This is a genomic window from Streptomyces sp. NPDC001515 (assembly GCF_053597115.1).
In genome coordinates, this window is the sequence record NZ_JBSFHN010000047.1 from 22,456 (window position 1) to 47,611 (window position 25,156).

General features: G+C 73.8%; 22 protein-coding genes. 3 read left to right on the top strand and 19 right to left on the bottom strand.

The annotated features are described in order from the left end of the window. Position 1 precedes the first annotated feature (1 nt). The 13 genes from ACWCXC_RS33940 to ACWCXC_RS34000 all read right to left on the bottom strand — a co-directional run bounded on the left by ACWCXC_RS33940 (position 2) and on the right by ACWCXC_RS34000 (position 14,593). On the bottom strand, positions 2-1,024 hold the full coding sequence (locus tag ACWCXC_RS33940) for an ADP-ribosylglycohydrolase family protein (protein ID WP_450684937.1): 1,023 nt from the start codon (positions 1,022-1,024) through the stop codon (positions 2-4). Further along, positions 1,021-1,755, bottom strand: coding sequence for an NUDIX hydrolase (locus ACWCXC_RS33945; protein WP_450684936.1), 735 nt, complete (start codon positions 1,753-1,755; stop codon positions 1,021-1,023). Before ACWCXC_RS33945 ends, ACWCXC_RS33940 begins: the two co-directional genes overlap by 4 nt. Beyond that, positions 1,752-2,831 (bottom strand): AAA family ATPase, encoded by a 1,080-nt coding sequence (locus ACWCXC_RS33950; RefSeq protein WP_450684935.1) that lies wholly within the window; start codon positions 2,829-2,831, stop codon positions 1,752-1,754. The genes ACWCXC_RS33945 and ACWCXC_RS33950 overlap by 4 nt, the downstream gene beginning before the upstream one ends. Next, the gene (gene pnuC, locus ACWCXC_RS33955) at positions 2,828-3,496 is read right to left on the bottom strand and encodes a nicotinamide riboside transporter PnuC (protein ID WP_450684934.1); all 669 of its coding nucleotides are present in this window, start codon (positions 3,494-3,496) and stop codon (positions 2,828-2,830) included. Before pnuC ends, ACWCXC_RS33950 begins: the two co-directional genes overlap by 4 nt. A 130-nt stretch (positions 3,497-3,626) precedes the next feature. Beyond that, entirely contained in the window at positions 3,627-4,835 is a 1,209-nt protein-coding gene (locus tag ACWCXC_RS33960; protein WP_450891504.1) for a pseudouridine synthase, read from the bottom strand. Then, positions 4,835-5,479, bottom strand: coding sequence for an SMC-Scp complex subunit ScpB (scpB, locus tag ACWCXC_RS33965; protein WP_450684932.1), 645 nt, complete (start codon positions 5,477-5,479; stop codon positions 4,835-4,837). Before scpB ends, ACWCXC_RS33960 begins: the two co-directional genes overlap by 1 nt. Beyond that, entirely contained in the window at positions 5,476-6,585 is a 1,110-nt protein-coding gene (locus ACWCXC_RS33970) for a segregation and condensation protein A (protein WP_450891505.1), read from the bottom strand. The genes scpB and ACWCXC_RS33970 overlap by 4 nt, the downstream gene beginning before the upstream one ends. A 92-nt stretch (positions 6,586-6,677) precedes the next feature. Beyond that, positions 6,678-7,244: a hypothetical protein gene (locus ACWCXC_RS33975; protein ID WP_450684950.1), complete on the bottom strand. Its 567-nt coding sequence runs from the start codon at positions 7,242-7,244 to the stop codon at positions 6,678-6,680. Continuing rightward, entirely contained in the window at positions 7,241-8,359 is a 1,119-nt protein-coding gene (locus ACWCXC_RS33980) for a ParA family protein (RefSeq protein WP_450684930.1), read from the bottom strand. Before ACWCXC_RS33980 ends, ACWCXC_RS33975 begins: the two co-directional genes overlap by 4 nt. 357 nt (positions 8,360-8,716) lie before the next feature. Continuing rightward, positions 8,717-9,832, bottom strand: coding sequence for an alanine dehydrogenase (ald, locus tag ACWCXC_RS33985; protein ID WP_450684949.1), 1,116 nt, complete (start codon positions 9,830-9,832; stop codon positions 8,717-8,719). 144 nt (positions 9,833-9,976) lie between these two features. Beyond that, entirely contained in the window at positions 9,977-12,040 is a 2,064-nt protein-coding gene (locus ACWCXC_RS33990) for a tetratricopeptide repeat protein (RefSeq protein WP_450891506.1), read from the bottom strand. Positions 12,041-12,216: 176 nt separating this feature from the next. Beyond that, complete coding sequence (locus ACWCXC_RS33995; RefSeq protein WP_450684928.1) at positions 12,217-12,843, bottom strand: NUDIX domain-containing protein; 627 nt, start codon at positions 12,841-12,843, stop codon at positions 12,217-12,219. Positions 12,844-12,931: 88 nt separating this feature from the next. Beyond that, positions 12,932-14,593: a CTP synthase gene (locus tag ACWCXC_RS34000; protein ID WP_450684927.1), complete on the bottom strand. Its 1,662-nt coding sequence runs from the start codon at positions 14,591-14,593 to the stop codon at positions 12,932-12,934. Positions 14,594-15,008: 415 nt separating this feature from the next. Between ACWCXC_RS34000 and ACWCXC_RS34005 the strand changes: the two genes are divergently transcribed. Next, on the top strand, positions 15,009-16,811 hold the full coding sequence (locus ACWCXC_RS34005) for a glycoside hydrolase family 15 protein (protein WP_450891513.1): 1,803 nt from the start codon (positions 15,009-15,011) through the stop codon (positions 16,809-16,811). Positions 16,812-16,864: 53 nt separating this feature from the next. On the opposite strand, the gene ACWCXC_RS34010 is transcribed toward ACWCXC_RS34005, so the two are convergent. Then, positions 16,865-17,722: a sulfurtransferase gene (locus ACWCXC_RS34010; RefSeq protein ID WP_450891507.1), complete on the bottom strand. Its 858-nt coding sequence runs from the start codon at positions 17,720-17,722 to the stop codon at positions 16,865-16,867. 232 nt (positions 17,723-17,954) lie between these two features. Between ACWCXC_RS34010 and ACWCXC_RS34015 the strand changes: the two genes are divergently transcribed. Further along, the gene (locus ACWCXC_RS34015; RefSeq protein ID WP_450684925.1) at positions 17,955-19,580 is read left to right on the top strand and encodes a PucR family transcriptional regulator; all 1,626 of its coding nucleotides are present in this window, start codon (positions 17,955-17,957) and stop codon (positions 19,578-19,580) included. 10 nt (positions 19,581-19,590) lie between these two features. On the opposite strand, the gene ACWCXC_RS34020 is transcribed toward ACWCXC_RS34015, so the two are convergent. From ACWCXC_RS34020 to ACWCXC_RS34040, 5 genes are all read right to left on the bottom strand, one after another. Next, positions 19,591-20,688 carry a glycosyltransferase family 4 protein gene (locus ACWCXC_RS34020; RefSeq protein ID WP_450891508.1) on the bottom strand — a complete coding sequence of 366 codons (1,098 nt, stop codon included), beginning with the start codon at positions 20,686-20,688 and terminating at the stop codon, positions 19,591-19,593. Positions 20,689-20,916: 228 nt separating this feature from the next. Continuing rightward, positions 20,917-22,662 (bottom strand): DNA repair protein RecN, encoded by a 1,746-nt coding sequence (gene recN / locus ACWCXC_RS34025; RefSeq protein ID WP_450684923.1) that lies wholly within the window; start codon positions 22,660-22,662, stop codon positions 20,917-20,919. Positions 22,663-22,740: 78 nt separating this feature from the next. Then, positions 22,741-23,646 carry an NAD kinase gene (locus ACWCXC_RS34030; protein ID WP_450684922.1) on the bottom strand — a complete coding sequence of 302 codons (906 nt, stop codon included), beginning with the start codon at positions 23,644-23,646 and terminating at the stop codon, positions 22,741-22,743. Next, positions 23,643-24,458 (bottom strand): TlyA family RNA methyltransferase, encoded by an 816-nt coding sequence (locus tag ACWCXC_RS34035; protein WP_450684921.1) that lies wholly within the window; start codon positions 24,456-24,458, stop codon positions 23,643-23,645. Before ACWCXC_RS34035 ends, ACWCXC_RS34030 begins: the two co-directional genes overlap by 4 nt. A 7-nt stretch (positions 24,459-24,465) precedes the next feature. Continuing rightward, the gene (locus tag ACWCXC_RS34040) at positions 24,466-24,765 is read right to left on the bottom strand and encodes a hypothetical protein (protein ID WP_450684920.1); all 300 of its coding nucleotides are present in this window, start codon (positions 24,763-24,765) and stop codon (positions 24,466-24,468) included. Positions 24,766-24,808: 43 nt separating this feature from the next. Here ACWCXC_RS34040 and ACWCXC_RS34045 point away from each other — a divergent pair, with 43 nt between their 5' ends. Continuing rightward, positions 24,809-25,156, top strand: coding sequence for an SCP2 sterol-binding domain-containing protein (locus tag ACWCXC_RS34045; RefSeq protein ID WP_383649734.1), 348 nt, complete (start codon positions 24,809-24,811; stop codon positions 25,154-25,156).

Here is a 25,156-nt window from a genome sequence, read left to right on the forward strand (position 1 = left end):
CTCAAGCGTCCCAGAGGGCTCCCAGGGACAGCAGGTCGCTCCGGTACTCGATGCGCTCGGACCATTCCTTGGGCCAGGCCGCCGAGCCGAGGTGGGCTCCGGCGAAGGCCCCGGTCAGGCAGCCGAGCGAGTCCGAGTCGCCCCGGGTGCAGGCGGCGCGGCGCAGGGCCGTGACGGGTTCGTCGGGGAAGAGCAGGAAGCAGTGCAGGGCGGTGGCGAGGGCGTCCTCGGCGGTCCAGCCGTCTCCGGTGGCCTCGCAGGGGTCGGTCTCCGGGGACGGGTGGCGCAGGGCGTCCTGGACCCGGGCGAGGGCGGCGAGGCATTCGTCCCAGCCGCGCTGGATGTACTGCTCGGGCGAGGAGTCCCCCGCGTAGCGCCAGAGGTCGCCGAGCCAGCGGGTGTGGTACCGGTTGCCGTTCTCGTAGGCGTAGCTGCGCAACTGGCCGACCAGCCCCATCGGCTCGGCGCCCTGCGCCAGCAGGTACACCGCGCGGGCCGTGAGGTCGGAGGCGGCGAGCGCGGTGGGGTGGCCGTGGGTGAGGGCGGCCTGGAGCTGGGCGGCGCCGGCCCGCTGCTCCTCGCTGAGGCCGGGGACGAGGCCGACGGGCGCCACGCGCATGTTGGCGCCGCAGCCCTTGGAGCCGGTCTGGCTGGCCTCCTGCCAGAGGCGGTCGCTGTCCAGCAGCCGGCAGGCGGTCATGCAGGTGCGGCCGGGGGCGCGGTTGTTGTCGGGCGAGTGGTACCAGTCGACGAACTCGTCGCGCACCGGGCGCACCAGCCGCAGCGGGGTGAGCAGTCCGCGGTCGGTCGCGGTGCGGATGCCCCGGGCCAGCGCCAGGGTCATCTGGGTGTCGTCGGTGACGTACGCCGGCTTCGGCAGCCGCATCTGGCGCCACGGGCCGCACTTGGCGAGGATCGAGGGGACGTTGTTGAACTCGGTCGGGAAGCCGAGTGCGTCGCCGAGCGCGAGTCCGGTGAGGGCGCCGGTGGCGGCCTGTTTGGTGAGGGTCCTGGTCACGATCACGTGCTTTTTCCTTCCGGTCGCAGCAGTGGGGGGTGCAGCGCGGTGGCGGCGCCCGCCCGGTGGAGGGCGGCCGGTTTGCCCCGTCCGCCGGTGCGGCGCGGCGGTCCCTCCACGGCCTGGACGAAGCCGGGCGTGGCGAGGACCTTGCGCCGGAAGTTGGGCCGGTCCAGTTCGACGTCCCAGACCGTCTCGTACACCTGCTGGAGCTCTCCCAGGGTGAATTCGGGCGGACAGAACGCGGTGGCCAGACAGGTGTATTCGAGTTTTGCGCCGATCCGGGCGCGGGCGTCGGCGAGGATCCGGTCGTGGTCGAAGGCGAGGGGGCCGAGCCGTCCGGCGTCCCACCAGCGGGCGCTGGCGGCGTCGCCGCCGCCGCGCGGCTCGGGCAGATCGGGGACGAGGGCGGCGTAGGCGACGGAGACGACCCTCATCCGGGGGTCGCGGTCCGGGTCGCTGTAGGTGCGCAACTGCTCCAGGTGGAGGGCCGAGACGGTGTCCTCGGTGAGTCCGGTCTCCTCGGCCAGCTCCCTGCGGGCCGCGTCCTCGGCGGACTCCCGGGGCCGTACGAAGCCGCCGGGCAGCGCCCAGTGGCCCTTGTACGGGTCCTCGCCGCGTTCGACGAGGAGGACGTGCAGCCGGGTCTCGCGGACCGTGAAGACGGCCAGGTCGACGGTGACGGCGAACGGTTCGAAGGCGTGCGGGTCGTAGCCCGGCGGGGCGGTGGCGCTCATCGGCGCTCCGGGAGGGGCGCGGCGAAGTCCCAGCCCCTCGCGAGCAGGGCGTCGACCGCCTCGACGGCCGCGGCGAGGCGTTGCTCACGGCTGCCGGTGATCTCGGTGAACGGGCGCCCGGTGCGGGTCAGTTCGGCCCGAAAGCGCTCGGTCATCCAGGGGCGCAGCTCCTCGCCGTCGCGCAGTCCGTCGTCCTCGAAGGCGACGCCCTCGTGATCGGTGAGGAGCCAGAGGTGGTGGGTGACCCGGTCGGCGATGCGCTCGACGAGGGGGTTGCGTCCGCCGACGTACCGCTCGTGCCACACGGTCGTGGCGAAGGAGTCGGTGTCGCAGACGAGCAGCGGGGAGCCGGTGCGGGCGGCGGCCTCCTCGTGGGCGTTCTGGGTCTCGGCGATGAGCGGGAAGTCGTGGGTGGTGAAGGAGACGTCCTCCCACTGGGCCCCGGGCCACCGCTCGCGCAGCGCGGCGAGCTTCTCCTCGCTGAACGCGCGTCCGTACTCGGCGACATAGCCGGTGTGCGCCCAGATCCCGCCGCGCCGCCGGTAGTGGCCGGCGAGGTCGCGGGCCAGGGTGGTGGTGCCGGTGGACTCGGCGCCCAGCACGACGACGCGACGGGCGAGGGCGGCCCGGACCGGTGGTTCCAGGAAGTCCCAGCAGCCGGCCGGGTCGGCGCGGACGGCGGTGCCGGAGACCGGGAAGACCGTGCGGCCGGGGTCGACGCAGACGGATTCGGCACCGAAGCGGCGGGCCAGCTCGTCCCCGTACGACTCGGAGGTGAAGACGGCGTCGACCCGTTCGGGCACGGCTCCGGTGAAGGCGGCCATGTGGGCGTCCCATATCGCCGGGTCGTGGAGATCCATCCGGGTGTCGTCCATGGCGCCGACGACGGTCACGTCCGGGTGGACCTCGCGCATCCAGGCGACCCGGTCCGCGAGCGGCACGGACTCGACCGAGGCGGCGCAGACCAGCACGGTCAGCCGCTCGCAGCGGTCCCGGGCGGTGCGGACGAGGTGGTGGTGGCCGGCGTGCGGCGGGTAGAACTTCCCGAGCACCAGTCCGTGGGCGTAGCGCTTCACGCGGCGCCCCCCACGGTCTCGCGGCGGGGGACGGCGGTCTCCGAAGGCCCCGGGTCCCGCGCCCAGGAACGCAGCCCGATCAGGCACAGCGTCAGGAAGCCGACGTACAGCAGCGAGGTCAGATACAGCTCCTTGTGCGCGTACAGCGGGATGTAGACCACGTCGGCGGCGATCCACAGCCACCAGGACTCCAGGAGCTTGCGGCACTGCCCGTAGGTCGCCGTGAGCGAGAGCGCGGTCGTCAGGGCGTCCCAGAAGGGCACGGTCGAGTCGGTCGCCCGGTCCAGGAGCACGGTCAGCGCGAGGGTACCCACCGCCCCTGCCGCGAGCAGCCAGGCCCATTCGGTGCGGGTGGTGCGCCGCACCGGAAGGGCGTCGGTCCCTGGTCCACCCCCGTGGGTCCAGGTCCACCAGCCGTACGCGGCAAGGGCGATGAAGACGATCTGGAGACCCGCGTCCGCGTACAGCCCGGACTGGGTGAACAGCAGGATGAAGAAGACGTTGTTGGCGATGCCGATCGGCCAGTTGGCGAGGTGCTGGCGGGCCACGAGCCAGACGCAGAGCGCTCCGCTGCCGAAGCCCAGGACCTCGGTCCAGCTGACCGGGGTGTCCAGGACCGTCACCAGGGGTCGTTGCAGGGGATCCAGCACATCCGCGAGACTCACGCCCGCCTCCTTAATAGTCACTCTGACTATAAAGAAGGATCGGGGACGGCAAAAGGCCCGCGGCCGGTTCTCGTACGGGAATCTCGCCGTACGGGAACCGGCCGCGGGCCGGAGCGGTGGTGCGGTCCGCCTACAGGCCGACTTCGCGCATGAGCATGCCCACCTCGGTGTTGGTGAGCCGGCGCAGCCAGCCCGACTTCTGGTCGCCCAGCGGGATCGGGCCGAAGCCGGTGCGCACGAGCCGGTCGACGGGGAAGCCGGCCTCGGCCAGCATCCGCCGCACGATGTGCTTGCGGCCCTCGTGGAGGCTCACCTCGACCAGGTAGTTCTTGCCGGTGTTCTCGACGACGCGGAAATGGTCGGCGCGGGCGTAGCCGTCCTCCAGCTGGATGCCGTCCTTGAGCCGCTTGCCCAGGTCGCGCGGGAGCGGGCCCTGGATGGCGGCGAGATAGGTCTTCTTCACGCCGTACTTCGGGTGCGTGAGGCGGTGGGCCAGCTCGCCGTGGTTGGTGAGCAGGATGATGCCCTCGGTCTCGGTGTCCAGCCGGCCGACGTGGAAGAGCCGCGTCTCCCGGTTGGTGACGTAGTCGCCGAGGCACTGGCGGCCGTCCGGGTCCTCCATGGAGGAGACGACGCCCGCGGGCTTGTTCAGGGCGAAGAAGAGGTACGACTGCGCGGCGACCGTGAGGCCGTCGACCTTGATCTCGTCCTTGTGGACGTCGACGCGCATGCCCTGCTCGACGACGATCTCGCCGTTCACCTCGACCCTGGCCTGCTCGATCAGCTCCTCGCAGGCGCGCCGCGAGCCCATGCCGGCACGGGCGAGGACCTTCTGCAGCCGCTCGCCCTCCTGCTCGGCGCCCGGGTGGGTCTTGGGCGTCCGGATGTCGGCCTTGCCCGCGTACCGGTCGCGGTTGCGCTGCTCGATCTTGGCGTCCAGCTCGCGCGGACGGGCGGGGGCGCCGTACGGGCCGCGCCGGGCGCCGCCCTTGGAGCCGCCGGACGCCGCCTTGGGGCCGCCCTTGGCACCGCCCCGGGCCGCGGCGCCGCGGCCCTTGCGGGCACCGCCGTCGCCGCCGGGCCGGTCCGGGCCGGTGTCGTAGCGCCGCTCCTCGGGCCGGGGCTTGCGGGGGCGCTCCTCCCGCTGCTGGTCGCGCTCGGAGCGGGGGGCGCGGGCGTTCGGGTTGCTGTTGCGGCCCGTGCCGCTGTTGTTCCGCGCTCCGCCCCGGCCGCCGCCGCTCCGGCCGCCGCTGCCTCCGCTGCCGCCACCGCGGCCGGTGCCGCCGCTCCGGCCCGCGCCGCCGCTGCCGCTTCCGCTGTTCCTGCCACTGCTTCGCATCAAAAATCCGTCTTGTCGTCTGCGTGAGTATCCGGGGTGTCCGGTGCGTCCGGATCGAACGACGGCACACCCTCTAGCGTCTCGGCCTCGATCGCGTCCGCCTCGGGGAGGAAGGGCGCGAGCTCCGGGAGCTCATCCAGGCCACGCAGGCCCATCCGCTCCAGAAAGTAGTTCGTCGTCCTGTACAGGATCGCACCTGTTTCGGGTTCCGCGCCCGCTTCCTCGACCAGGCCCCTCTGGAGCAGGGTCCGCATGACCCCGTCACAGTTCACTCCGCGGACCGCGGAGACCCGGGAACGGCTCACCGGCTGCCGGTAGGCGACCACCGCCAGGGTCTCCAGCGCGGCCTGGGTGAGCCGGGCGTGCTGCCCGTCCAGGACGAAGCGCTCGACCGCCGCCGCGTACGCCGGGCGCGTGTAGAAGCGCCAGCCGCCGGCCACCAGCCGCAGGTCGAAACCGCGGCGCTGCACGGTGTAGTCGTCGGCCAGCTCCCGCAGCGCGTCCGCCACGGCCCGCCGGGGCCGCTCCAGCACCTTGGCCAGGTGCTCCTCGGTGGCGGGCTCGTCGACGACCATGAGCACGGCCTCCAGGGCCGGCTTGAGGTCCAGGTCCGCCACGCCTCCGGTGGCCTCCGGCCCGCTCACGCCGTCACGCCCCGCCGCTCGTTCCGCACGTCCGCCGCCTCCTGGTCGAACTCGTCGGTCACCGTCGGTTCCGTTCCCTCTCCCCCGGTCCAGCGCACCATCAGCTCCCCGAGCGCCTCGTCCTGGTCCAGCACGACGGCCTTCTCCCGGTAGAGCTCCAGCAGCGCCAGGAACCGTGCCACCACGGTGAGGGTGTCCGGGGCGTCCTCGGTCAGCTCCCGGAAGCTGACCGAGCCCGCCCCGCGCAGCCGCTCCACCACCACGCCCGCCTGCTCGCGCACGCTGACGAGCGGGGCGTGGATGTGGTCGATGTAGACCTGCGGCCGGGGTCTGGGCTGCATCGCCTTCACCGCGAGCCGGGCGAAGCCCTCGGCGCCGATGCTGATGACGACGTCGGGCAGCAGCTCGGCGTGGTGCGGTTCGAGCCCCACGGTACGGGGGAAGCGGCGGCCCTCGGACTCCAGGCGCTCGCTGAAGATCTCGGCGATGCGCTTGTACGCGCGGTACTGGAGCAGCCGGGCGAAGAGCAGGTCCCTGGCCTCCAGGAGCGCCAGATCGGCCTCGTCCTCGACCTCGGCGGCGGGCAGCAGCCGGGCGGCCTTCAGATCGAGCAGGGTGGCCGCGACGACCAGGAACTCGGTGGTCTGGTCGAGGTCCCAGTCCGGCCCCATGGCGCGGATGTGGGCCATGAACTCGTCGGTGACCTTGGAGAGGGCGACTTCCGTCACATCCAGCTTGTGCTTGGAGATCAGCTGGAGCAGCAGGTCGAAGGGGCCCTCGAAGTTCGCGAGCCGCACGGTGAAACGCCCGTCGTCGGGCTCGGGCACGGCTGCGGGCGCGGGCGCGGACTCCGGCTCGACCGGGGCCTCGGGGACCGCCTCGGGCGCGGTCTCGGCCTCTGGATCGGGCACGCCTGGCGGCACGGTCCCGGGCTCGGGTGGCGGCGCGGGCACGGTCTCCGGCTCGGGCGCGGGTGGCGGCGCGGGCACGATTTCCGGCTCGGTCGTCTCCGCCGCCGGCTCCCGGTCCGGCTCCACGCCGCCGCCCCCCGGCCCACGGCCCAGGGGGCGGCGGCTGGAGCGGGCGGGCTGGTCGGACGTCGGCATGGGGTTCCAGGGTGCGGCGGGACACGGGCGGGGGTTCCGGGCCTCGTCGGCCGGGTGCGGACCCCCGGTGCAGGCTACCGGCGCCGCGCCGGTCAGCGGCCGCGCAGCCGCCGTACGAGAATGCTCGCGTCGCCCCGGGACTCCAGGTCCGCCAGGACGACGGCGACGGCCTCGCGGACGATCCGGCCCCGGTCCACGGCCAGGCCGTGCTCGCCGCGCAGCACCAGCCGCGCGTGTTCGAGGTCCATCAGCTCCTCGGCGGAGACATAGACCGTGATCTTCTCGTCGTGGCGCTCCCGGCCGCTGGGCCGGCGGTTCGCCCCCCGGCCGCCGCGCCCGCGCTGCGGCTGGACGGCCGGCTCCTGCGCGGGCGGCGGGGTGCGGCGGGTCTGCGGGGCCACCGCGGCCCGGTCGCGTTCGCCGGCCCGGCTGCGCGAGTCCCCGGCGTCGGCGCCGGCGGCGGAGTGCTCCTCCCGGGCGGGGTCGGCGCCCTCGGGGGCCTCCGGGCCCTCGCCGGACGCGCCGGCCTCGCCCTCGCCGGCCGGAGCCGGTACCCGGGTCTCGCCGTTCGCCTTGCGGCGACGCTCCGCCGGGGAGGAGGACTGGAGCCCCATCCCTCCGGTGGTGCGGAACAGTTCGTCGGCCCCGGGCAGACTCACTCGGCGTGACACCGGGCGAGCACCTCCCTGGCGAGCTGGCGGTAGGCGGCGGCACCGACGGAGTTGGAGGCGTAGGTGGTGATGGGCTCGCCCGCGACCGTGGTCTCGGGGAAGCGGACCGTGCGCCCGATGACCGTGTGGTAGACGTGGTCGTCGAATGCCTCGACGACGCGCGCCAGGACCTCGCGGCTGTGCACCGTACGGGAGTCGTACATGGTGGCGAGGATGCCGTCCAGCTCCAGCTCGGGGTTGAGCCGCTCCTGGACCTTCTCGATGGTCTCGGTGAGCAGGGCGACGCCGCGCAGCGCGAAGAACTCGCATTCGAGCGGCACTATCACCTTGTGGGCGGCGGTCAGCGCGTTCACCGTGAGCAGGCCGAGCGAGGGCTGACAGTCGATCACGATGTAGTCGTAGTCGGCCATCAGCGGCTTCAGGGCGCGCTGCAGGGTGGACTCGCGGGCCACCTCGCTGACGAGCTGGACCTCGGCGGCCGACAGGTCGATGTTGCTCGGCAGCAGGTCCATGTTGGGCACGGCGGTCTTCAGGAGGACCTCGTCGGCCGCCATGCCCCGCTCCATGAGCAGGTTGTAGACGGTGAGGTCGAGCTCCATCGGGTTCACGCCGAGGCCGACGGACAGGGCTCCCTGCGGGTCGAAGTCGACGAGCAGGACGCGCCGTCCGTACTCGGCCAGCGCGGCGCCCAGGTTGATGGTCGACGTGGTCTTGCCGACGCCGCCCTTCTGGTTGCACATCGCGATGATCTTCGCGGGGCCGTGGTCGGTCAGCGGACCCGGGATCGGGAAGTAGGGCAGGGGCCGGCCGGTCGGGCCGATCCGCTCGCGGCGCTGCCGGGCGGCGTCGGGCGCGAGGGTGGCCGCGTACTCCGGGTCGGGCTCGTACTCGGCGTCGGGGTCGTAGAAGTGCCCCTGGGGTGTTTCGTCGAAGTCGGCGAGGCGGGCGGTGTCGCGGCCGCTCTCGTTGCCGGCCATGGCGTTCACGTGTAGGCCGTCCATCGTCTGGGGGGCTGTCGTCATGTGCTGGTGGGTGGCGAAGGTGCGGACAGCGACGGAGCCGACAGCCTCCAGCCCCACCGGGCTCTGGCCCTGTGCGGGCATCCCTGGTTGAACACCCCCGGGAGTAAATGTCGACTCATTCACAAGTCGTCTTACCTCCTTGGACGTGACCAGGAAACTTATCGATAGGTCAGCGTGGCACCATGCCGACGATGGGCGACTCTATGGCGTGTCACCGGTCCGCAGCAACACAATCCGCCGGACCCGGCCCGATGTGTCGGCAATCGAACACCCCGCTGTCAAGGGTGCGCAGCCCCTCGGGCACACTTTTCGACGGGGAACGAATCGGTTGAACGGTTACGTTCGAGGCGAGTTGCCCCGCGCCCGGCACGACGGCGGCCGGACCTTGCTCGGCAAGGTCCGGCCGCGGTCGCGAGGTTGACGCCGGGGGTTGACCCGTCAGCCCAGAAGGGTGCTCAGGTCGACGTGCGGCAGGCCGTGCGCCTCGGCCACCTCGCGGTAAATGACCTGTCCGTCATGGGTGTTGAGGCCCTTGGCCAGCGCGGCGTCGCGGCGCAGGGCGTCGGCCCAGCCCCGGTTCGCCAACTCCACGATGTAGGGCAGCGTGGCGTTGGTCAGGGCGTAGGTGGAGGTGTTGGGGACCGCGCCGGGCATGTTCGCGACGCAGTAGAAGACCGAGTCGTGGACCATGAAGGTCGGCTCGGCGTGCGTCGTCGGATGCGAGTCCTCGAAGCAGCCGCCCTGATCAATTGCAATGTCGACAAGTACACTTCCGGGCTTCATCTTGGCGACGAGCTCGTTGGTGACCAGCTTCGGGGCCTTCGCTCCGGGGATCAGCACGGCGCCGACGACCAGGTCCGCCTCGACGACGGCCTTCTCCAGCTCGAAGGCGTTGGAGACGACGGTCTGCACCTTGGTGCCGAAGACCTTGTCGGCCTCGCGGAGCTTGTTGATGTCCTTGTCGAGCAGCGTGACGTGGAAGCCGAGGCCGACGGCGATCTGCGTGGCGTTCCAGCCGGAGACGCCGCCGCCGATGACGACGGCGCGGCCGGCCGCCGTGCCGGGGACCCCGCCGGGCAGCACGCCCCGCCCGCCGGCCGAGCGCATCAGGTGGTACGCGCCGACCTGCGGGGCGAGCCGGCCCGCGACCTCGGACATCGGGGCGAGCAACGGCAGGGCGCGGTTCGCGGTCTCGACGGTCTCGTAGGCGATGGCGGTGGTGCCGGACTCCAGGAGCGCGTCGGTGCACTCGCGGGAGGCGGCGAGGTGCAGATAGGTGAAGAGCGTCTGGTCCTTGCGGAGGCGGTGGTACTCCTCGGCCACCGGCTCCTTGACCTTGAGCAGCAGGTCGGCGGTGGCCCACACCTCGTCGGCGGTGGGCAGGATGCGCGCCCCGGCCGCGATGTACTCCTCGTCCGTGATGGAGGAGCCGGCCCCGGCGTCCTCCTCGACGACGACCTCGTGGCCGTGACGGACGAGCTCGTGCACACCGGCAGGCGTGATCGCCACGCGGAACTCGTTGTTCTTGACTTCGCGGGGGATGCCGACCTTCACGTCGATCACGGTCCTTGGGCTCAGAGGGTCATCCGGACATGGCTATACATACCCGGATGAACACCGTGTAAATGGAGACACCGCGAACACCCGCGGCACAGCCAGTCTAATGAAGGGTTTCGCGCTGTCTAGCCTTACAAAGCATTAATTTTCCGTCGCGGCACTACGGATTTCGTAGGCCATGCTCTCCTCGCCCAGCAGTCTCTCGGCCGCGCCCCGGTGGAGCCCCGCGGCGGCCGGGTCTCCGAGCCGGTCGAGGGTGTCCGCGAGCCGCAGCTCCAGGGCCGCCTGCAGCCGCAGGTCCTCGGCCCGCCGGGCCCACTCCACGGCCTCGCGGCAGGTCCGCAGCGACTCCTGCGGGCGGCCCGCGTACTCCTGCACCCGGGCGATCTCGCTGAGGGCGCGCGCCTGGGCCGGCAGATCCCCGAGCCTGCGGTAGCCGGCCGCCGCGGCGCGCCAGCTGCGCAGCGCCTCGCCGTACCGCCCGGCGTAGGTGTGGACGGTGCCCAGCCGGCCGTACAGCCGTGCCTCGTCGGCCCGTTCGCCCTGGGTGAGCCGCTGGGCCAGCGCCCTTCCGTACCAGTCCGCGGCCCGCTGGTAGTCGCCCAGTTCCGCGTGGGCGCCGCCGATCGACTCCATCGCCCGGCCGGTGGCGTACGGGTCCTTCGCGGCCCGGCCCGCGTCCAGCGCGGCCCGGTAGCGGACCAGCGCCTCACGGGTCCGGCCGGTCCCCGCGTCGAGGTCCGCGAGGTTGAGCAGGGCCGCCGCCCGCTCCCGGGGCAGTTCCCGCCGCTCCGCCACGGCGAGCACCAGACCGTGCAGCCCGTAGAGGTCGGGGGCGGCCGCCTCGGTGCCCTCGTGCACGGCCAGCGCGCGCACCAGGGCCGCGACCAACCGCCGTGCCAGCGTGTCCAGTTCACCGTCCTCGACGGCGACCGCCGCGCAGGCCAGCAACGCGGGCCTGCGGTGGCGCAGCCAGTCGGCGGCGGCCTCGGGGTGCGGGAAGCGCAGCGAGCGCGGCAGTCCGGCGAGCCTGCGCCGGGACGGGGAGCCCTCGGGGTCGGTGACCGCCCGGCAGGACTGGAGCAGGCGCACGGTCCGCTCCAGCATCCTGGCCCGGGCGAGCTGGATCTCGGCGGGCCGGTCCCGCTCCTCCAGCAGCGCGCGCAGCATCGGCGCCAGACAGCCGGGCACCTCGTACTGCCGGTGCTCGGCCCCGTCGGCGCGCAGCAGGCCGAGCCGGACGAAGTCGTCGAGCGTGGTGCGGGCGGCGGAGACGGAGCAGCCGGCCAGCGCCGAGGCGGTGTGGGCGTCCGCGAGTCCCGCGGGGGCCAGCGCCAGCAGCCGCAGTATCCGGGCGGGGGTCGGCGCGAGGGAGTCGTGGACCAGCCGGAAGGCCCGCGCCAGGGGCCGTGCCCCGGTGGGCACCTCGGTGTCCTCGGGCAGCTCCCGCAGTTGTTTGGCGACATCGGCGACCGAGGCGGCGGGGCGGTCGGCGAGCAGGCCGCCGACCAGGACGAGCGCGGCGGGCAGTCCGCCGCACTCCTCGGCCAGCGCCTCGGCGGTGAGCGGGTCGACCGTGACCCTGACCTGCCCGATCTCCCGGGAGAGCAGCTGGACGGCGGAGGCGGCGTCGAGCCCCCCGAGGGTGCAGGGCCGCACCCCGGGGATGCCGGTCAGCGGCCCCTCGGCGGTGGCGACGACGAGGCAGTCGGGGTTGTCCGGCAGCAGCGGGTCGACCTGCTCGGCGTCGGCCGCGTCGTCGAGCAGCAGGACGGCCCGGCGCACGGCCAGGGCCTCGCGGACCAACTCGGTCAGCTCGTCCTCGTCCGCGCCGGGCGGCCCGGCCACGTCCAGCTGGCGCAGCAGCTCACGGGCGGCGCGCTCGCCGGGGACGCGGGCTCCGCCGGGTTCGCCGAGGCGCGCCCGGAGCACCCCGTCGGGGTAGTCGCCGGAGTCGAGAAGCCGGCGGGAGAGTTCCTCGGCGAGTGCGGTACGGCCGGAGCCGGGGCGTCCGGCGATCAGCAGGACCCGGGCCCGGCCGCTGCGGCGGCCGGCCATGGTGTCCAGGCCGGCCCGCTCGATATCGGCCCGCAGCTCCTTCAACTCGCGTGCGCGGCCGAAGAATCGGGGTGGTGCGACGGTGACGGGCCCCTCGGTCCCCGCTGCCTCGGCCGGGCCGCTGGTGTCCACCGCCTGATCCGTCACGGGCCACGCTCCACTTCGCCGCACGCGTCGCCCGCCGGGACTCCGGTCCGGGCATGCAGAGCGTAGTTCAGGCGGGTGGCCGTATCGGGCGGAGCGCGGCGGGGACGTCCCCCGATCGGATCAGCATCTTGTCCGACCGGGGGTGTGCGGACGGTCCCGGACGGCCGTACGGGACCTCAGGCCTCGAACGGCCGGGCGGGCCAGGGCGCCTCGGCGGGCCGCAGCGCGTCGAGCCCGTCGCCCGCGAGCGCGGCGGCCAGTGAGAGCACGCCCACCACCAGGCAGTTGTTGTGCAGCTCCCCGGCGAGGACGCCCCGCACCAGCTCCTGGAGCGGGATCCGGGCCTGCTCCATGTCGGCCTCCTCCTCGGAGACCGCGAAGCGCTCCCCGTCCGCCTCGGAGATGTTCCGGGCGAGGAAGATCCGTACGGCCTCGTCGCAGCCGCCGGGCGTGGTGTAGACGTCGGTGAGGACCCGCCAGTCCTCGGCCTTGACGTAGGCCTCCTCGTACAGCTCGCGCTGCGCGGCGTGCAGCGGGTTCTCCCCCGGGACGTCGAGCAGTCCGGCCGGGATCTCCCACAGCTTGTGGCGCACCGGGTGGCGGTACTGGCGCAGGACGAGGACGCGGCCCTCGTCGTCGAGCGCGAGCACGGCGACCGAGCCGGGGTGGACCTGGTAGTCGCGGCGCACGACCGAGCCGTCGGGCATCTCCACGTCATCGGTGCGGACGCTGGTCTTGTTGCCCCGGAACGGGATCTCGGTCGCGGTGACCGGCCATTCCTCGGGCGTGTCCTGGATACCCATCTACGTCCTCCCACAAAAAACAGTGACCGGGACGCGCGTCCTCGGAGGATGCGCGTCCCGGTCCACCGTAACGCCTGCCGGGCCGCCGTTACTTGCCCTCGGCCGCGCTCACCTTGCGGGCGACGGCCGCCTTGACCAGGCCCGCGAACAGGGGGTGCGGGCGGGTCGGGCGGGAGCGCAGCTCCGGGTGGGCCTGGGTGGCGACGAGGTAGGGGTGCACCTCGCGCGGGTACTCGACGTACTCGACGAGCTTGTTGTCCGGGGAGGTGCCGGAGAAGACCAGTCCGGCCTTCTTCTCCAGCTCGGCCCGGTAGGTGTTGTTGACCTCGTAGCGGTGGCGGTGGCGCTCCTCCACGTACGGCTGGTCGTCGTATGCCTCGCGGACGATCGAGCCCTCCGCGAGCTTCGCCGGGTACAGGCCGAGCCGCATGGTGCCGCCCAGGTCGCCCGCGCCCTCGACGTAGGCGAGCTGCTCCTCCATCGTCGAGATGACGGGGTGGGCGGTCGCGGCGTCGAACTCGGTGGAGTTGGCGTCGGGGATCTCGGCGAGGTTGCGCGCGGCCTCGATCACGATGCACTGGAGCCCCAGGCAGAGGCCGAGCAGCGGCACCTTGTTCTCGCGGGCGAACTGGATGGCGCCGACCTTGCCGATGACGCCGCGCTCGCCGAAGCCGCCGGGGATGCAGATCGCGTCGACGTCACCGAGCGCGGTGCGCGCGCCTGCGGGGGTCTTGCAGTCGTCGGAGGCGACCCACTTGACCTTGACCCGGGCCTTGTTGGCGAAGCCGCCGGCCCGGATGGCCTCGGTCACCGAGAGGTAGGCGTCGGGGAGGTCGATGTACTTGCCGACCAGGGCGACGGTGACCTCGTGGTCGGGGTTGTGGACCCGGTCCAGCAGATCGTCCCAGGTCGTCCAGTCGACGTCACGGAACGGCAGGTCGAGCTTGCGCACGACGTAGGCGTCCAGGCCCTCGGTGTGGAGCACCTTGGGGATGTCATAGATCGACTTGGCGTCCACACAGGCCACCACGGCGGCCTCGTCGACGTCGCACATCAGCGAGATCTTGCGCTTGATGGCGGTCGGCACGTCGCGGTCGGCGCGCAGCACGATGGCGTCCGGCTGGATACCGATGTTGCGCAGTGCGGCCACGGAGTGCTGGGTGGGCTTGGTCTTCAGCTCGCCGGAGGGGCCGATGTAGGGCAGCAGCGAGATGTGCACGACGAAGACGTTGTCCCGGCCGACCTCGTGGCGGACCTGGCGGACGGTCTCCAGGAACGGCAGCGACTCGATGTCGCCGACCGTGCCGCCGACCTCGGTGATGACGACGTCGACGTCGTCGGTGGCCATGCGGCGGATGCGGTGCTTGATCTCGTTGGTGATGTGCGGGATGACCTGGACGGTGTCGCCCAGGTACTCGCCGCGCCGCTCCTTGGCGATGACCTGGGAGTAGACCTGGCCGGTGGTGACGTTGGCGGAGCCGTCGAGGTCGACGTCGAGGAAGCGCTCGTAGTGGCCGATGTCCAGGTCGGTCTCGGCGCCGTCGTTGGTGACGAACACCTCACCGTGCTGGAACGGGTTCATCGTGCCCGGGTCGACGTTCAGGTACGGGTCGAGCTTCTGCATGGTGACCCGGAGACCGCGCGCCTTGAGCAGGGCGCCGAGGCTGGAGGCAGTCAGACCCTTGCCGAGGGACGAGGCGACACCCCCGGTGACGAAGATGTGCTTGGTCGTCGTGGATGTGGGCTGCATAGCCAAAGGGGGCTCCCGTGGTCGCGATCGTGAGGTGCGTGCCGGCCGCCGTCCGGTGATTGCCGGAGATGCCGTCGCTGCGGTTCGGGGGCCTCGTCTGCTGTTGCGGACGACCACCGGTCCACGGGCTACCAGGGTATCAGCGACGGCGGGAGCCTGCTTCCGGCCACTCCGCACACCACGGGGCACGGGCGCAACCCCTGTGGCCCCCGGTCCCCCGCGTCCCGGCCAGTCAGCTCACCAGTCTTGTCAAGAGCGTCGCGCGGATCACCCGGGTGCGTCGTATCCTGCTCGGACACTCGCCCCGGGCGAGGTACGAATTCGCGGGTTTCCCCCAGTTCAACCCCCCGCAACGACCCCTTGACCCGCAGTAAGCGCCCCACGGGGCGACATGGCCGTTCGACTGGAGACGCACGTGGCCGGGCGCATCGAGGATTACGCACTCATCGGAGACATGCAGACCGCCGCCCTGGTCTGCCGGGACGGCACGGCCGACTGGCTGTGCCTGCCCCGCTTCGATTCCCACGCCGTCTTCGCGGGACTGCTGGGCACCGAGGAACACGGTTTCTGGCGCCTGGGCCCGGCCCGCGCCGAGGGCACCGAACCCCCGGCGGCGGACCGCCGCCGCTACCGCGGGGACTCCCTGATCCTGGAATCGGAGTGGGACACCCCGCGCGGCACCGTGCGCGTGACGGACTTCATGCCGCCGCGCGACGGGGCGCCCCAGCTGATCCGGATCGTGGAGGGGGTCAGCGGCCGGGTGCCGATGCGCTCCGAACTGCGGATGCGGTTCAGCTTCGGGCGCGTCACCCCGTGGGTGCACAAGGTGGACGGCCGTACGGTCGCCGTCGCCGGACCCGATTCCGTGTGGTTCGACACCCCGGCGGAGACGTACGGCGAGAACCTCACCACGTACTCCGACTTCATCGTCACCCCGGGCGACCGGATCGCGCTCACCATCAGCTGGCAGCCCTCGCACCGCGAGCCGCCCGCGCTGCCGGACCCGGAGGGGTCCCTGGAGGCCACCGCGGACTTCTGGCGCGAATGGGTCGAGCAGTGTACGTACCACGGCCCCTACCGCGAGGCCGTCGTCCGCTCGCTGATCACCCTGAAGGCGCTGACGTACGCGCCGACCGGCGGCATCGTCGCCGCGCCGACCACCTCCCTGCCCGAGGACATCGGCGGCTCCCGGAACTGGGACTACCGCTACACCTGGCTGCGCGACGCCGCCATCACCCTCTCCTCGCTGCTGCGCACCGGCTACCGCGAGGAGGCCCGCGCCTGGCGCGAGTGGCTGCTGCGCGCGGTCGCGGGCGACCCGGAGAACCTGCAGATCATGTACGGGATCGCGGGCGAGCGGGAGCTGGGCGAGGCGGAACTGGACTGGCTGCCGGGCTACGAGGGCTCGGCCCCGGTCCGGGTGGGCAACGGGGCGGCGGGCCAGCTCCAGCTCGACGTGTACGGAGAGGTCACCGAGGCGCTGCACCTGGCGCACATGACCGGGCTGACCCGCAACGACTACGCGACCGGCCTCCAGCTCAAGCTGATCGAGTACCTGGAGAAGCACTGGGACGAGCCCGACGAGGGCATCTGGGAGGTGCGCGGTCCGCGCCGGCACTTCGTGCACTCCAAGGTGATGGCCTGGGTCGCGGTCGACCGCACGATCAAGCTCATCGAGTCCGGGGACTCCGAGGGCCCGCTGGAGCGCTGGCGGGAGCTGCGCGACGACATCCACCGGGACGTCTGCGAACGGGGCTACGACAGGGAGCGCAACACCTTCACCCAGTCCTACGGCTCCAAGGAGCTGGACGCCTCCCTGCTGCTGATCCCGCAGATGGGCTTCCTGCCGCCCGACGACAAGCGGGTCATCGGGACGATCGAGGCGATCCAGCGGGAGCTGTCCACCGAGGACGGCTTCGTCCTGCGCTACCCGACCTCGGGCGAGGACGCGGGCGTGGACGGGCTGGAGGGCGACGAGGGCGCGTTCCTGGCGTGCTCGTTCTGGCTGGCCGACGACCTGGCGATGATCGGCCGGGTCGACGAGGCCCGGCAGCTCTTCGAGCGGCTGCTCTCGCTCCGCAACGACCTGGGCCTGCTGGCCGAGGAGTGGGACGCCCGGCTCCAGCGGCAGGTGGGCAACTTCCCGCAGGCCTTCAGCCACGTCCCACTGATCGACACGGCCCTGCGGCTGACGGCGAGCGGCGCGTACGTGGGCTGACGGCCCGCTGACGGCGGCCGGCCCCTCGGGGCCGCCGCCGTCGGGCCGCGGTCTCAGTCGCCCGTGACCACCGGGCGGTCCTCGGAGGGCAGCCCCCATTCGCTCCAGGAGCCGTCGTACACCGCCGCCCCGCCCCGTCCGGCCAGGGCGGCGGCCAGCGCGGGCACACAGGCGGTGACGCCCGATCCGCAGCTGAACAGCAGCCTGCTCCGGCCCGGGGCGAGGGCGTCGAACAGGGCCCGCAGCTCGGCCGCCGGACGCATCCGGCCCTCGTGCTGGACCTCGGTGAAGGGCAGGTTCACCGCCCCGGGCATATGGCCGCCGCGCAGGCCCGGACGCGGTTCGGGCGCCGTCCCCCGGAAGCGTTCGCGGGACCGGGCGTCGCACACCGCTGCCGCCGGATCGGTCAGCGCGGCGGCCACCTCTTCGGCGTCCACGAACAGGCCGGGGCGCGGCACGGCCGTGAAGTCGCCGCGCGCCGGGGGCCCGTCCGGGACGCCCTCCTCGGTGGGCAGTCCGGCGGCCGTCCAGCCGGGCAGCCCGCCGTCGAGCACCGCGACCCGGTCGAAGCCCATCGCCCGGAGCATCCACCAGGCGCGCGCGGCGGAGTAGAGCCCCGCCGCGTCGTAGACCACGGCCGTGTCGCCGTCGTGGAGGCCGAGGGCACGCATCTCCCGGGTGAACCGGGCGGCGTCGGGCATGGTGTGCGGCAGCGGTGAGGCGGGGTCGGACAGCGCGCCGTCGAGGTCGAAGGGGCGCGCCCCGGGGATCCGCGCGGGGGCTCCCCGGTGGGCGCCGACCGAGGCGTCGAAGACCCGCACCCCGGGCCGGCCGAGCCGGGCGGCGAGCCATTCCGGGCTTACGAGCGGGCCGGGCACGCCCTCCTCGTCCGCAGGTGCCGCGTCGTCCATGGGTCCTCCCCCGTGCCGGTGCCGGTGCCGGTGCCGGTGCCGGTGCCGGTGCCGGTGCCCGTGCCCGTGCCCGTGCCTGTGCCGAAGGGTCAAGATCGCAGCGGGGCCCCCGGCTGTCAACGGCCCGCCGCCCCGGCGGTGCCGCCGGCCCCGGCGGCCGGTACCTTCCTGACCGGGGCGCCCGCGCGTGCGCGCGCCCGGTCCGACGAAGCGAAGCGCGAGGCCAGAGTCGATGGAGACCCAAGGCGGCATCACCGTGCAGCGTGCCCTGGAGCTGCCCGGACTGCGCGGCGGGCTGCCCGAGGTGGTGGCGTGCGCCGACCGGCTGGGCCGGACCGTGCGCTGGGTGCACGCGGGCGAGGTCCCGAACATCGCCTCGCTGCTCAAGGGCGGCGAGCTGCTGCTGACCACCGGTCTCGGGCTCGGGACCCGCCCGGCCGAGCAGCGGGCGTTCGTCCGCAGGCTGGCCGACCGGGGCATCGCCGCGCTCGTCGTGGAGCTCGGCCCGCGCTTCGGCCGGCTGCCCTCCTCGATCGTGGACGCGGCCCGCGCGGCCGGGCTGCCGCTGGTGCAGCTCCACCGCGAGGTGCCGTTCGTGGCGGTGACGGAGGAGATCCACACCGAGATCGTCAACGGGCACTACGCGCTGCTGCGGCAGGCCGAGGACGTGCACCGGCGCTGCACCGAGGCCCTGCTCGGGGGCGGCGGGGTGCCGCAGGTGCTGGGGATCCTGGCGGACTTCGCGGCCAATCCGGTGTTCCTGGAGACTCCGGACGGCCGGCTGCTGTACGCGGCGGGGCCGGGCTCGGGTCCGGTCTCGGCCGATCCGCTCCAGGTGTGGGACGGGATGCGGGGCGGGCGGGCGGCCCGGGAGTCACCGCCGTCCGGGGCGGTCCTGGTCGATGTGCCGGGCGGCGGGCCGGGCACCGGCGCGGTGCGGGCCCGGCTGGTGCTGCTGGCGGTGGGCGGTCCGCTGGTGACCGTGCACCGGATGGCGGCGGAGCGGGCGGCCGGCATCCTCGCGGTGGTGCTGATGCAGGCCCGTCAGGAGGAGGAGCTGGCGGCGCGCGGCCGGGGCGACTTCCTGACGGATCTCGCCGAGGGCCGGATCACGCCCGAGGACGCGCCCGCCCAGGCCCGGGTGCTGGGGTTCAGGCCGGGCGAACTGCCGCTGCTGCCGGTCGTGATGCGGCTGGCCCCGGAGCTGTCCCCGTCGGGCAGCTGGGCGCTGCTGGCCCGTGCGGTCCTGGACGAGCTGGCCTCCGTGGGCGTTCCGGTGCTGCTCGGGGTGCGGCCGGTGGAGGGCCGGGTGCCGCTGCTGCTGGGGCTGCGCTCGGAGACGGAGCGTACGGCGGTGGCCGACCGGGTCGCGGCGGCGCTGCGGGCCGGGGTGGAGCGGGCCGGGCTGGAGCGGGCGGGTTCCCGTCCGCCGGTCGTGGTGGTCGGCGTCGCGGGCGGCTGGGCGGCGGCCGGGGCCGGGCTGCGGCACGCGGCGGAGACGGCGGCGGCGGCGCAGGGGCTGGACCAGCGGCCCTGGTACGACGCCCGGCGCCTGGACATCGATCTGCTGCTGTGGCGGCTGCGGGACCATCCGGACCTGGCGGCCTTCGTGGAGCGGGCGATCGGCCCGCTCCGGGACCACGACCGCACCTCACGGCCGCCGCTGCTGCCGACGCTGGAGACCTATCTGGCGCATGCGGGCCGCAAGGCGGAGACCGCGCGCGAACTGCATCTCAACCGCCAGACGCTGTACAACCGGCTGGCCCGCATCGGTGAGCTGCTGGGCACCGATCTGGACGACCCGCAGGCCGTGCTCGCGCTGAGCCTGGCCCTGCGCGCCCGCCGCCACGCGGGGTGAGGCCCGGGGCTCAGCGGACGCGCGGCGCTCCGAGGGGCTGTGCCAACTCGTCGTAGACGCTGAGGACATGGGCGATGGTGTCGTCCTCGGTCGGCCAGCCGGCCGCCTGCCGGATGCCCGCGGCGGCCAGCCGGTCGCGGGCATCCGGGTCGTCGAGGAGCCGGGCCACGGCACGGGCCAGCGCCTCCGCGTTGCCGTAGGGCACCAGTTCCGCCGCGTCGCCGACGAGTTCGGGTACGCCCCCGACGGCGGTGGCGACCAGCGGCACTCCGGCCCGCAGCGCCTCCTGGGCCACCAGGGAGCGGGCCTCCCAGCGGCTGGGCAGCACCACCAGATCGGCGGCGGACAGGAGTTCGGGGACGTCCTCGCGGGTGCCGAGCAGCGCGACGGGCAGGTCCTCGGCCTTGATCCGGCGTCGCAGGACGGCCCGCTCCCGCCCCTCCCCCGCGATGGCGACCAGGGGCGCGGGGTCGAGCCGCCGCCAGGCGCGTGCCGCGTCGAGCAGGGTGCCGTAGCCGTGCTGCGGGACGAGGCTGCCGACCGCCAGGACCAACGGCCGTCCCACCGCGCCGAGTCCGGCGCGCACCTTGTCGCCGTCGACCCGGGCGGCGCTTTGGGCGAGGGGGACGGCGAGGGGCGCCAGCCGGGCGTCGCGGGCGCCGCGCCGCCGGGCCCGGTCGACCAGGTCCGAGGAGGCGCCGAGCACCACGGAGGCGGTGCGGGCCGCCCGCCGCTCCAGCAGGTGCAGGAGCCGGCGGCGGGCGCCCTCGGCGTGCGCCCGGGTGTGCCAGGTGAAGACGAGCGGGACGCGGCGGCCGCCGAGTGCCAGCGCGGTGCGCACGGCGGCGTGCAGCCCGTGGGCGTGCACGACGTCGGCGTCGGCGCAGGCGGCGCGCAGCGCGGCCAGCGAGGCGGGGTCGGCGCGGCGGGGCACGGGCGCGAAGCGGGCGCCGGCGGCGGAGTAGCCGTAGGCGCGTTCCAGTCCGGCCGGGGCGCAGACGGTGACCCGCAGGCCGCGCGCGACCAGCCCGGCGGCCAGCGATCCGACATGGGCGCTGCTGCCCGCGCTGCCGCCGCCCAGCACTTGGACCGTACGCAGCTGTGACACGTTGAATGGCTCCCGGGGCTCCCGAGTCGGCGGCAGGAAGGTCCCGCGTTCGGGGCTGCCCGACCCTCTCCGTTACACGCCAAGGATGCCAGCCCGTACGCCCGTTCCGGCACGGGCGGACGGTCGCTTGCGTCCTCACCCCCGCGAAACCGGCGTGGCGCACCACTCGCACGGGTGAAATTCGCGCGCCCCCGTCCGGCTGCGGACGGGGGCGCGCGGCGAACGGGTCTACGCGTCCGTCCGCGCGGCGGCGAGCAGTTCCTCCGCGTGGGCGCGGGCGGTCTCGGAGTCCTCCTGGCCGGCGAGCATCCGGGACAGCTCCCGCACCCGGTCCTCGCCCTCCAGGACGGTGACGCCGCTGCTGGTGACCGAGCCGTCCACGGTCTTCTCGACCAGGAGCTGCCGGTCGGCGAACGCGGCCACCTGGGGCAGGTGCGTGACGACGACGACCTGGGCCGAGCGGGCGAGCTTGGCCAGCCGGCGGCCCACCTCCACGGCCGCCTTGCCGCCGACGCCCGCGTCGACCTCGTCGAAGAGGTAGGTCGGCACGGGGTCGGAGCCCGCGAAGACGACCTCCACGGCGAGCATCACCCGGGACAGCTCACCGCCCGACGCGCCCTTGGCGATGGGGCGGGGCTGGGCCCCCGGGTGCGGGGCGAGCAGGAGCTCGACCTCGTCGGCGCCGGACGGCCCGTACGCGACGTTCCGTCCGCCGATCTCGATGCCGGAGGACTCGTCGGGCGCCTCGGTCTGCCGGATCGCGAAGGAGACCCGGGCGTGCGGCATGGCCAGCGAGGCCAGTTCCTCGGTGACCGCCCCGGCGAAGCGGTCCGCGGCCTCCGTCCGGGCGTCGGTCAACGCCTGGCCGAGCACGGAGAGTTCGGCGCGCAGCGCGTCCCGTTCGGCGGTCAGCTCACCGATCCGGTCGTCGTCGCCCTCCAGCTCGGTCAGCCGGGCCGCCCCGTCCCGCGCCCAGGCCAGGACGGCGTCGATGTCCTCGCCGTACTTGCGGGTGAGGGAGGTGAGAGCGGCGCGCCGCTCCTCGACGGCGGCGAGCCGCAGCGGGTCGGCGTCCAGCTGGTCGGCGTACCCGGACAGTTCGCCCGAGACGTCCGCGAGGAGGATGGAGATCTCCCCCACCCGGTCGGCCAGCGCGGCGAGCGCGGCGTCGTGGGAGCGCACCCCGTCCAGCGCCTGCCGGGCCGCGGCCACGACGGTCGTCGCGTCCAGGGCCTCGGGGTCCTCCGGATTGCCGGCCAGCGCGGTGTGCGCGAGGGCGGCGGCGGAGGCGAGGGCGTCGGCGTGGCCGAGCCGCTGTGCCTCGGCGGCCAGTTCGGCGTCCTCGCCGGGCAGCGGTTCCACGGCGGCGATCTCGTCGAGCCCGAAGCGCAGCAGATCGGCTTCCTGGGCCCGTTCGCGGGCGCGGGTGGTCAGCTCGTCCAGTTCCCCGGCCACCTCGCGCAGCCGCCGGTAGGCGGTCGCGTAGGCGGCGTGGGGCACGGCGACGCCGTCGCCCGCGTAGCGGTCCAGGGCCTGCCGTTGCCGGGCCGGCTTGAGGAGCCCCTGCTGGTCGGTCTGGCCGTGCACGGCGACGAGGTCGTCCGCCAGCTCGGCCAGGACGCCGACGGGCACGGATCTGCCGCCCAGGTGGGCCCGGGAGCGGCCCTCGGCGGACACGGTACGGCTGACGAGCAGCGCACCGTCCTCGATCTCGGCCCCGGCCTCCTCGGCGCGCAGCGCCGCCGCGTCGCCCTCGGCCACCGTGATCCGGCCCTCGACGACGGCGGCCTTGGCGCCGATCCGCACCAGGGCCGGGTCGGCGCGCCCGCCGAGCAGCAGCCCGAGGCTGGTGACGACCATGGTCTTGCCCGCGCCGGTCTCACCGGTCACCGCGGTGAAGCCGGGTGACAGCTCCACCACCGCGTCGTCGATGACTCCGAGCGACCGTATCCGCATCTCCTCCAACACGCACATGACCATACGAGGTTTCGTGCCCCGCGTGCACACGGGCCGGGGCCGGGACGCCGGATCGGGTGGTGCGGGGCGCCGGGTTCAGTGCGGCGCGCCGCGCCATCCCGAGACCGGCAGGGCGAACTTGGCGACCAGCCGGTCCGTGAAGGACGCCTGGTGCAGCCGGGCGAGGCGGACGGGCACCGTGCCGCGCCGCACCTCGACGCGGGCGCCGGCGGGCAGCTCCACGGTCCTGCGGCCGTCGCACCAGAGCACCCCGTGCGGGGTGTGCGGCTGGACCTCGACGGCGAGCACCGAGGTCGGCGAGGTCACCAGCGGTTTGGCGAACAGGGCGTGGGCGCTGATCGGGACCATCAGCAGCGCCTCGACCTCGGGCCAGACGACGGGGCCGCCGGCCGAGAAGGCGTACGCGGTCGAGCCGGTCGGGGTGGCGCAGACGATGCCGTCGCAGCCGAAGCCGGTGACCGGGCGGCCGTCGATCTCCAGCACGACCTCCAGCATCCGCTCGGGCGACACCTTCTGCACGGCGGCCTCGTTGAGCGCCCAGTCGGTGTGGACGACGTCGCCGTTGCTGTGCACGACGACGTCGATCGTCATGCGCTCCTCGACGGTGTAGGCGCGGGTGACGACCCGGTCGACGACCTTGTCGAGGTCGTCGCGCTCGGCCTCGGCGAGGAAGCCGACGCGGCCCAGGTTGACGCCGAGCATGGGCACCCCGGAGGCGCGGGAGAGTTCCGCGCCGCGCAGCAGGGTGCCGTCGCCGCCGAGGACGATCAGCAGTTCACAGCCCTCGACCGGGGCGGCCGTGGCGTCGGTGACCGTCTCGACGGACGCCGGGAGCGGCAGGTCGGCCGCCTCGGTGGCCAGGACCCGGACGCCGAGTCCGCTGCGGAGCAGCCCCTGGACGACGAGTTCGGCACTGCGGATCGCGGCCGGACGGCCGGTGTGCGCCAAAAGGAAGACTGTTCGTGCCGCATTCGTCGTCAACGAGGCCCCTCCGCCACTGCACGGTCGACATCCGCGGGATCCAGTTCCGGTGCTCCGGCCCGCAGCCACAGAAAGTACTCGACGTTCCCCGAGGGCCCCGGCAACGGGCTGGCCGTGACGCCCCGGACGCCCAGGCCGAGCGCCCAGGCCCGGCGGGCCACCTCGCGGACCGCCTCGGCCCTCAGCTCGGGGCTGCGCACCACACCGCCGCTGCCGAGCCGCTCCTTGCCCACCTCGAACTGGGGTTTGACCATGAGGACGAGGTCGGCGTCCGGGGCGGCGCAGCGGGCCAGGGCCGGCAGCACGAGTCCGAGCGGGATGAACGACAGATCGCCCACCACCAGGTCGACGGGCTCGCCGTCGATGGCGTCGAGCGTCAGCTCGCGGACGTTGGTCCGGTCCTTGACGACCACCCGGTCGTCGGACTGGAGCGACCAGGCGAGCTGGCCGTAGCCGACGTCCACGGCGACGACCCGGGCGGCCCCGGCGCGCAGCAGCACGTCGGTGAAGCCGCCGGTGGACGCCCCGGCGTCCAGCGCCCGCCGCCCCTCGACGGCCAGGCCGAGCGGGACGAACGCGGCGAGGGCGCCGGCCAGTTTGTGGCCGCCGCGCGAGACGTAGTCGGGGTCGCTGTCGTCCTGGGTGACGACGAGGGCGGCGCTCGTCTCGACCTGGGTGGCCGCCTTGGTCGCGGTGGTGCCGCCGACGGTCACCCGTCCCGCGGCGATCAGCTGGCTCGCGTGTTCGCGTGAGCGGGCGAGCTTTCGGCGTACCAGCTCGGCGTCGAGGCGGCGACGGGCCACTCCTGCCACGTTCGGTTCAGCTCCTGGTGTCGTACGGGGGCGCCGGTACGGGGGCCGGTGCGGGCCCGGCGTCCAGCGCGGTCAGCGCGGAGCGCAGACCACGGTGTACATCCTCGTACACCTCGATGTGTCCGTCCGCCGCGAGGTGGTCCGCGTCGGCCAGCCGCTCCAGCGCCGCGTCCACCCCGGGCTCGCCCGTGGGCGTGCGGACGAGGCCCAGCGGCGCGGGTCCCGCGGGCTCGGTCGGCACGTCCCGCGGCGGCGCGCCGGGCGGTGGTGCGGCGGCCTCCTCCGGCCCCGGCATCGAGTCGCTCATACGGCGAACGCTACCGCGAAGCGCTGGGGTACCGTCGGTCGCGATGGCGACCATGGAGGAGTGCCGCGGCGCACTCGACAGACTTTCCGACACCCTCGCGGGGGCCGACGGCGATGTGCGCGGCGCGGCCGCGCTGGACCGTTCGCTCAGCTGCCACATCACGGATCTGGACGTGACGTTCACCGGCCGCCTCGGCGACGGCCGGATCCGGGTGCTGGACACGGTCGAGGGACCGCCCCGCGAGAAGGCCGAGATCCGGCTCGCGATGACCGGGGACGATCTGGTGGCGATGGTGGACGGCCGGCTGAACTTCGCGCGTGCGTGGGGCTCGGGCCGGGTCCGTCTGGAGGCGGGCTTCCGCGATCTGCTGAGACTGCGCTCCCTGCTGTAG

Coding starts and splice junctions, on each gene's coding strand:
- ACWCXC_RS33980 (WP_450684930.1), bottom strand. CDS start 8,359: ATGCCCGCACAGGGCCAGAGCCCGGTGGGGCTGGAGGCTGTCGGCTCC.
- ACWCXC_RS34045 (WP_383649734.1), top strand. CDS start 24,809: ATGGCGACCATGGAGGAGTGCCGCGGCGCACTCGACAGACTTTCCGAC.
- ACWCXC_RS33945 (WP_450684936.1), bottom strand. CDS start 1,755: ATGAGCGCCACCGCCCCGCCGGGCTACGACCCGCACGCCTTCGAACCG.
- recN (WP_450684923.1), bottom strand. CDS start 22,662: ATGTGCGTGTTGGAGGAGATGCGGATACGGTCGCTCGGAGTCATCGAC.
- ACWCXC_RS34000 (WP_450684927.1), bottom strand. CDS start 14,593: ATGCAGCCCACATCCACGACGACCAAGCACATCTTCGTCACCGGGGGT.
- ACWCXC_RS34010 (WP_450891507.1), bottom strand. CDS start 17,722: ATGGACGACGCGGCACCTGCGGACGAGGAGGGCGTGCCCGGCCCGCTC.
- ACWCXC_RS33960 (WP_450891504.1), bottom strand. CDS start 4,835: ATGCGAAGCAGTGGCAGGAACAGCGGAAGCGGCAGCGGCGGCGCGGGC.
- ACWCXC_RS33970 (WP_450891505.1), bottom strand. CDS start 6,585: ATGCCGACGTCCGACCAGCCCGCCCGCTCCAGCCGCCGCCCCCTGGGC.
- ACWCXC_RS33995 (WP_450684928.1), bottom strand. CDS start 12,843: ATGGGTATCCAGGACACGCCCGAGGAATGGCCGGTCACCGCGACCGAG.
- ACWCXC_RS34015 (WP_450684925.1), top strand. CDS start 17,955: ATGGAGACCCAAGGCGGCATCACCGTGCAGCGTGCCCTGGAGCTGCCC.
- ACWCXC_RS34040 (WP_450684920.1), bottom strand. CDS start 24,765: ATGAGCGACTCGATGCCGGGGCCGGAGGAGGCCGCCGCACCACCGCCC.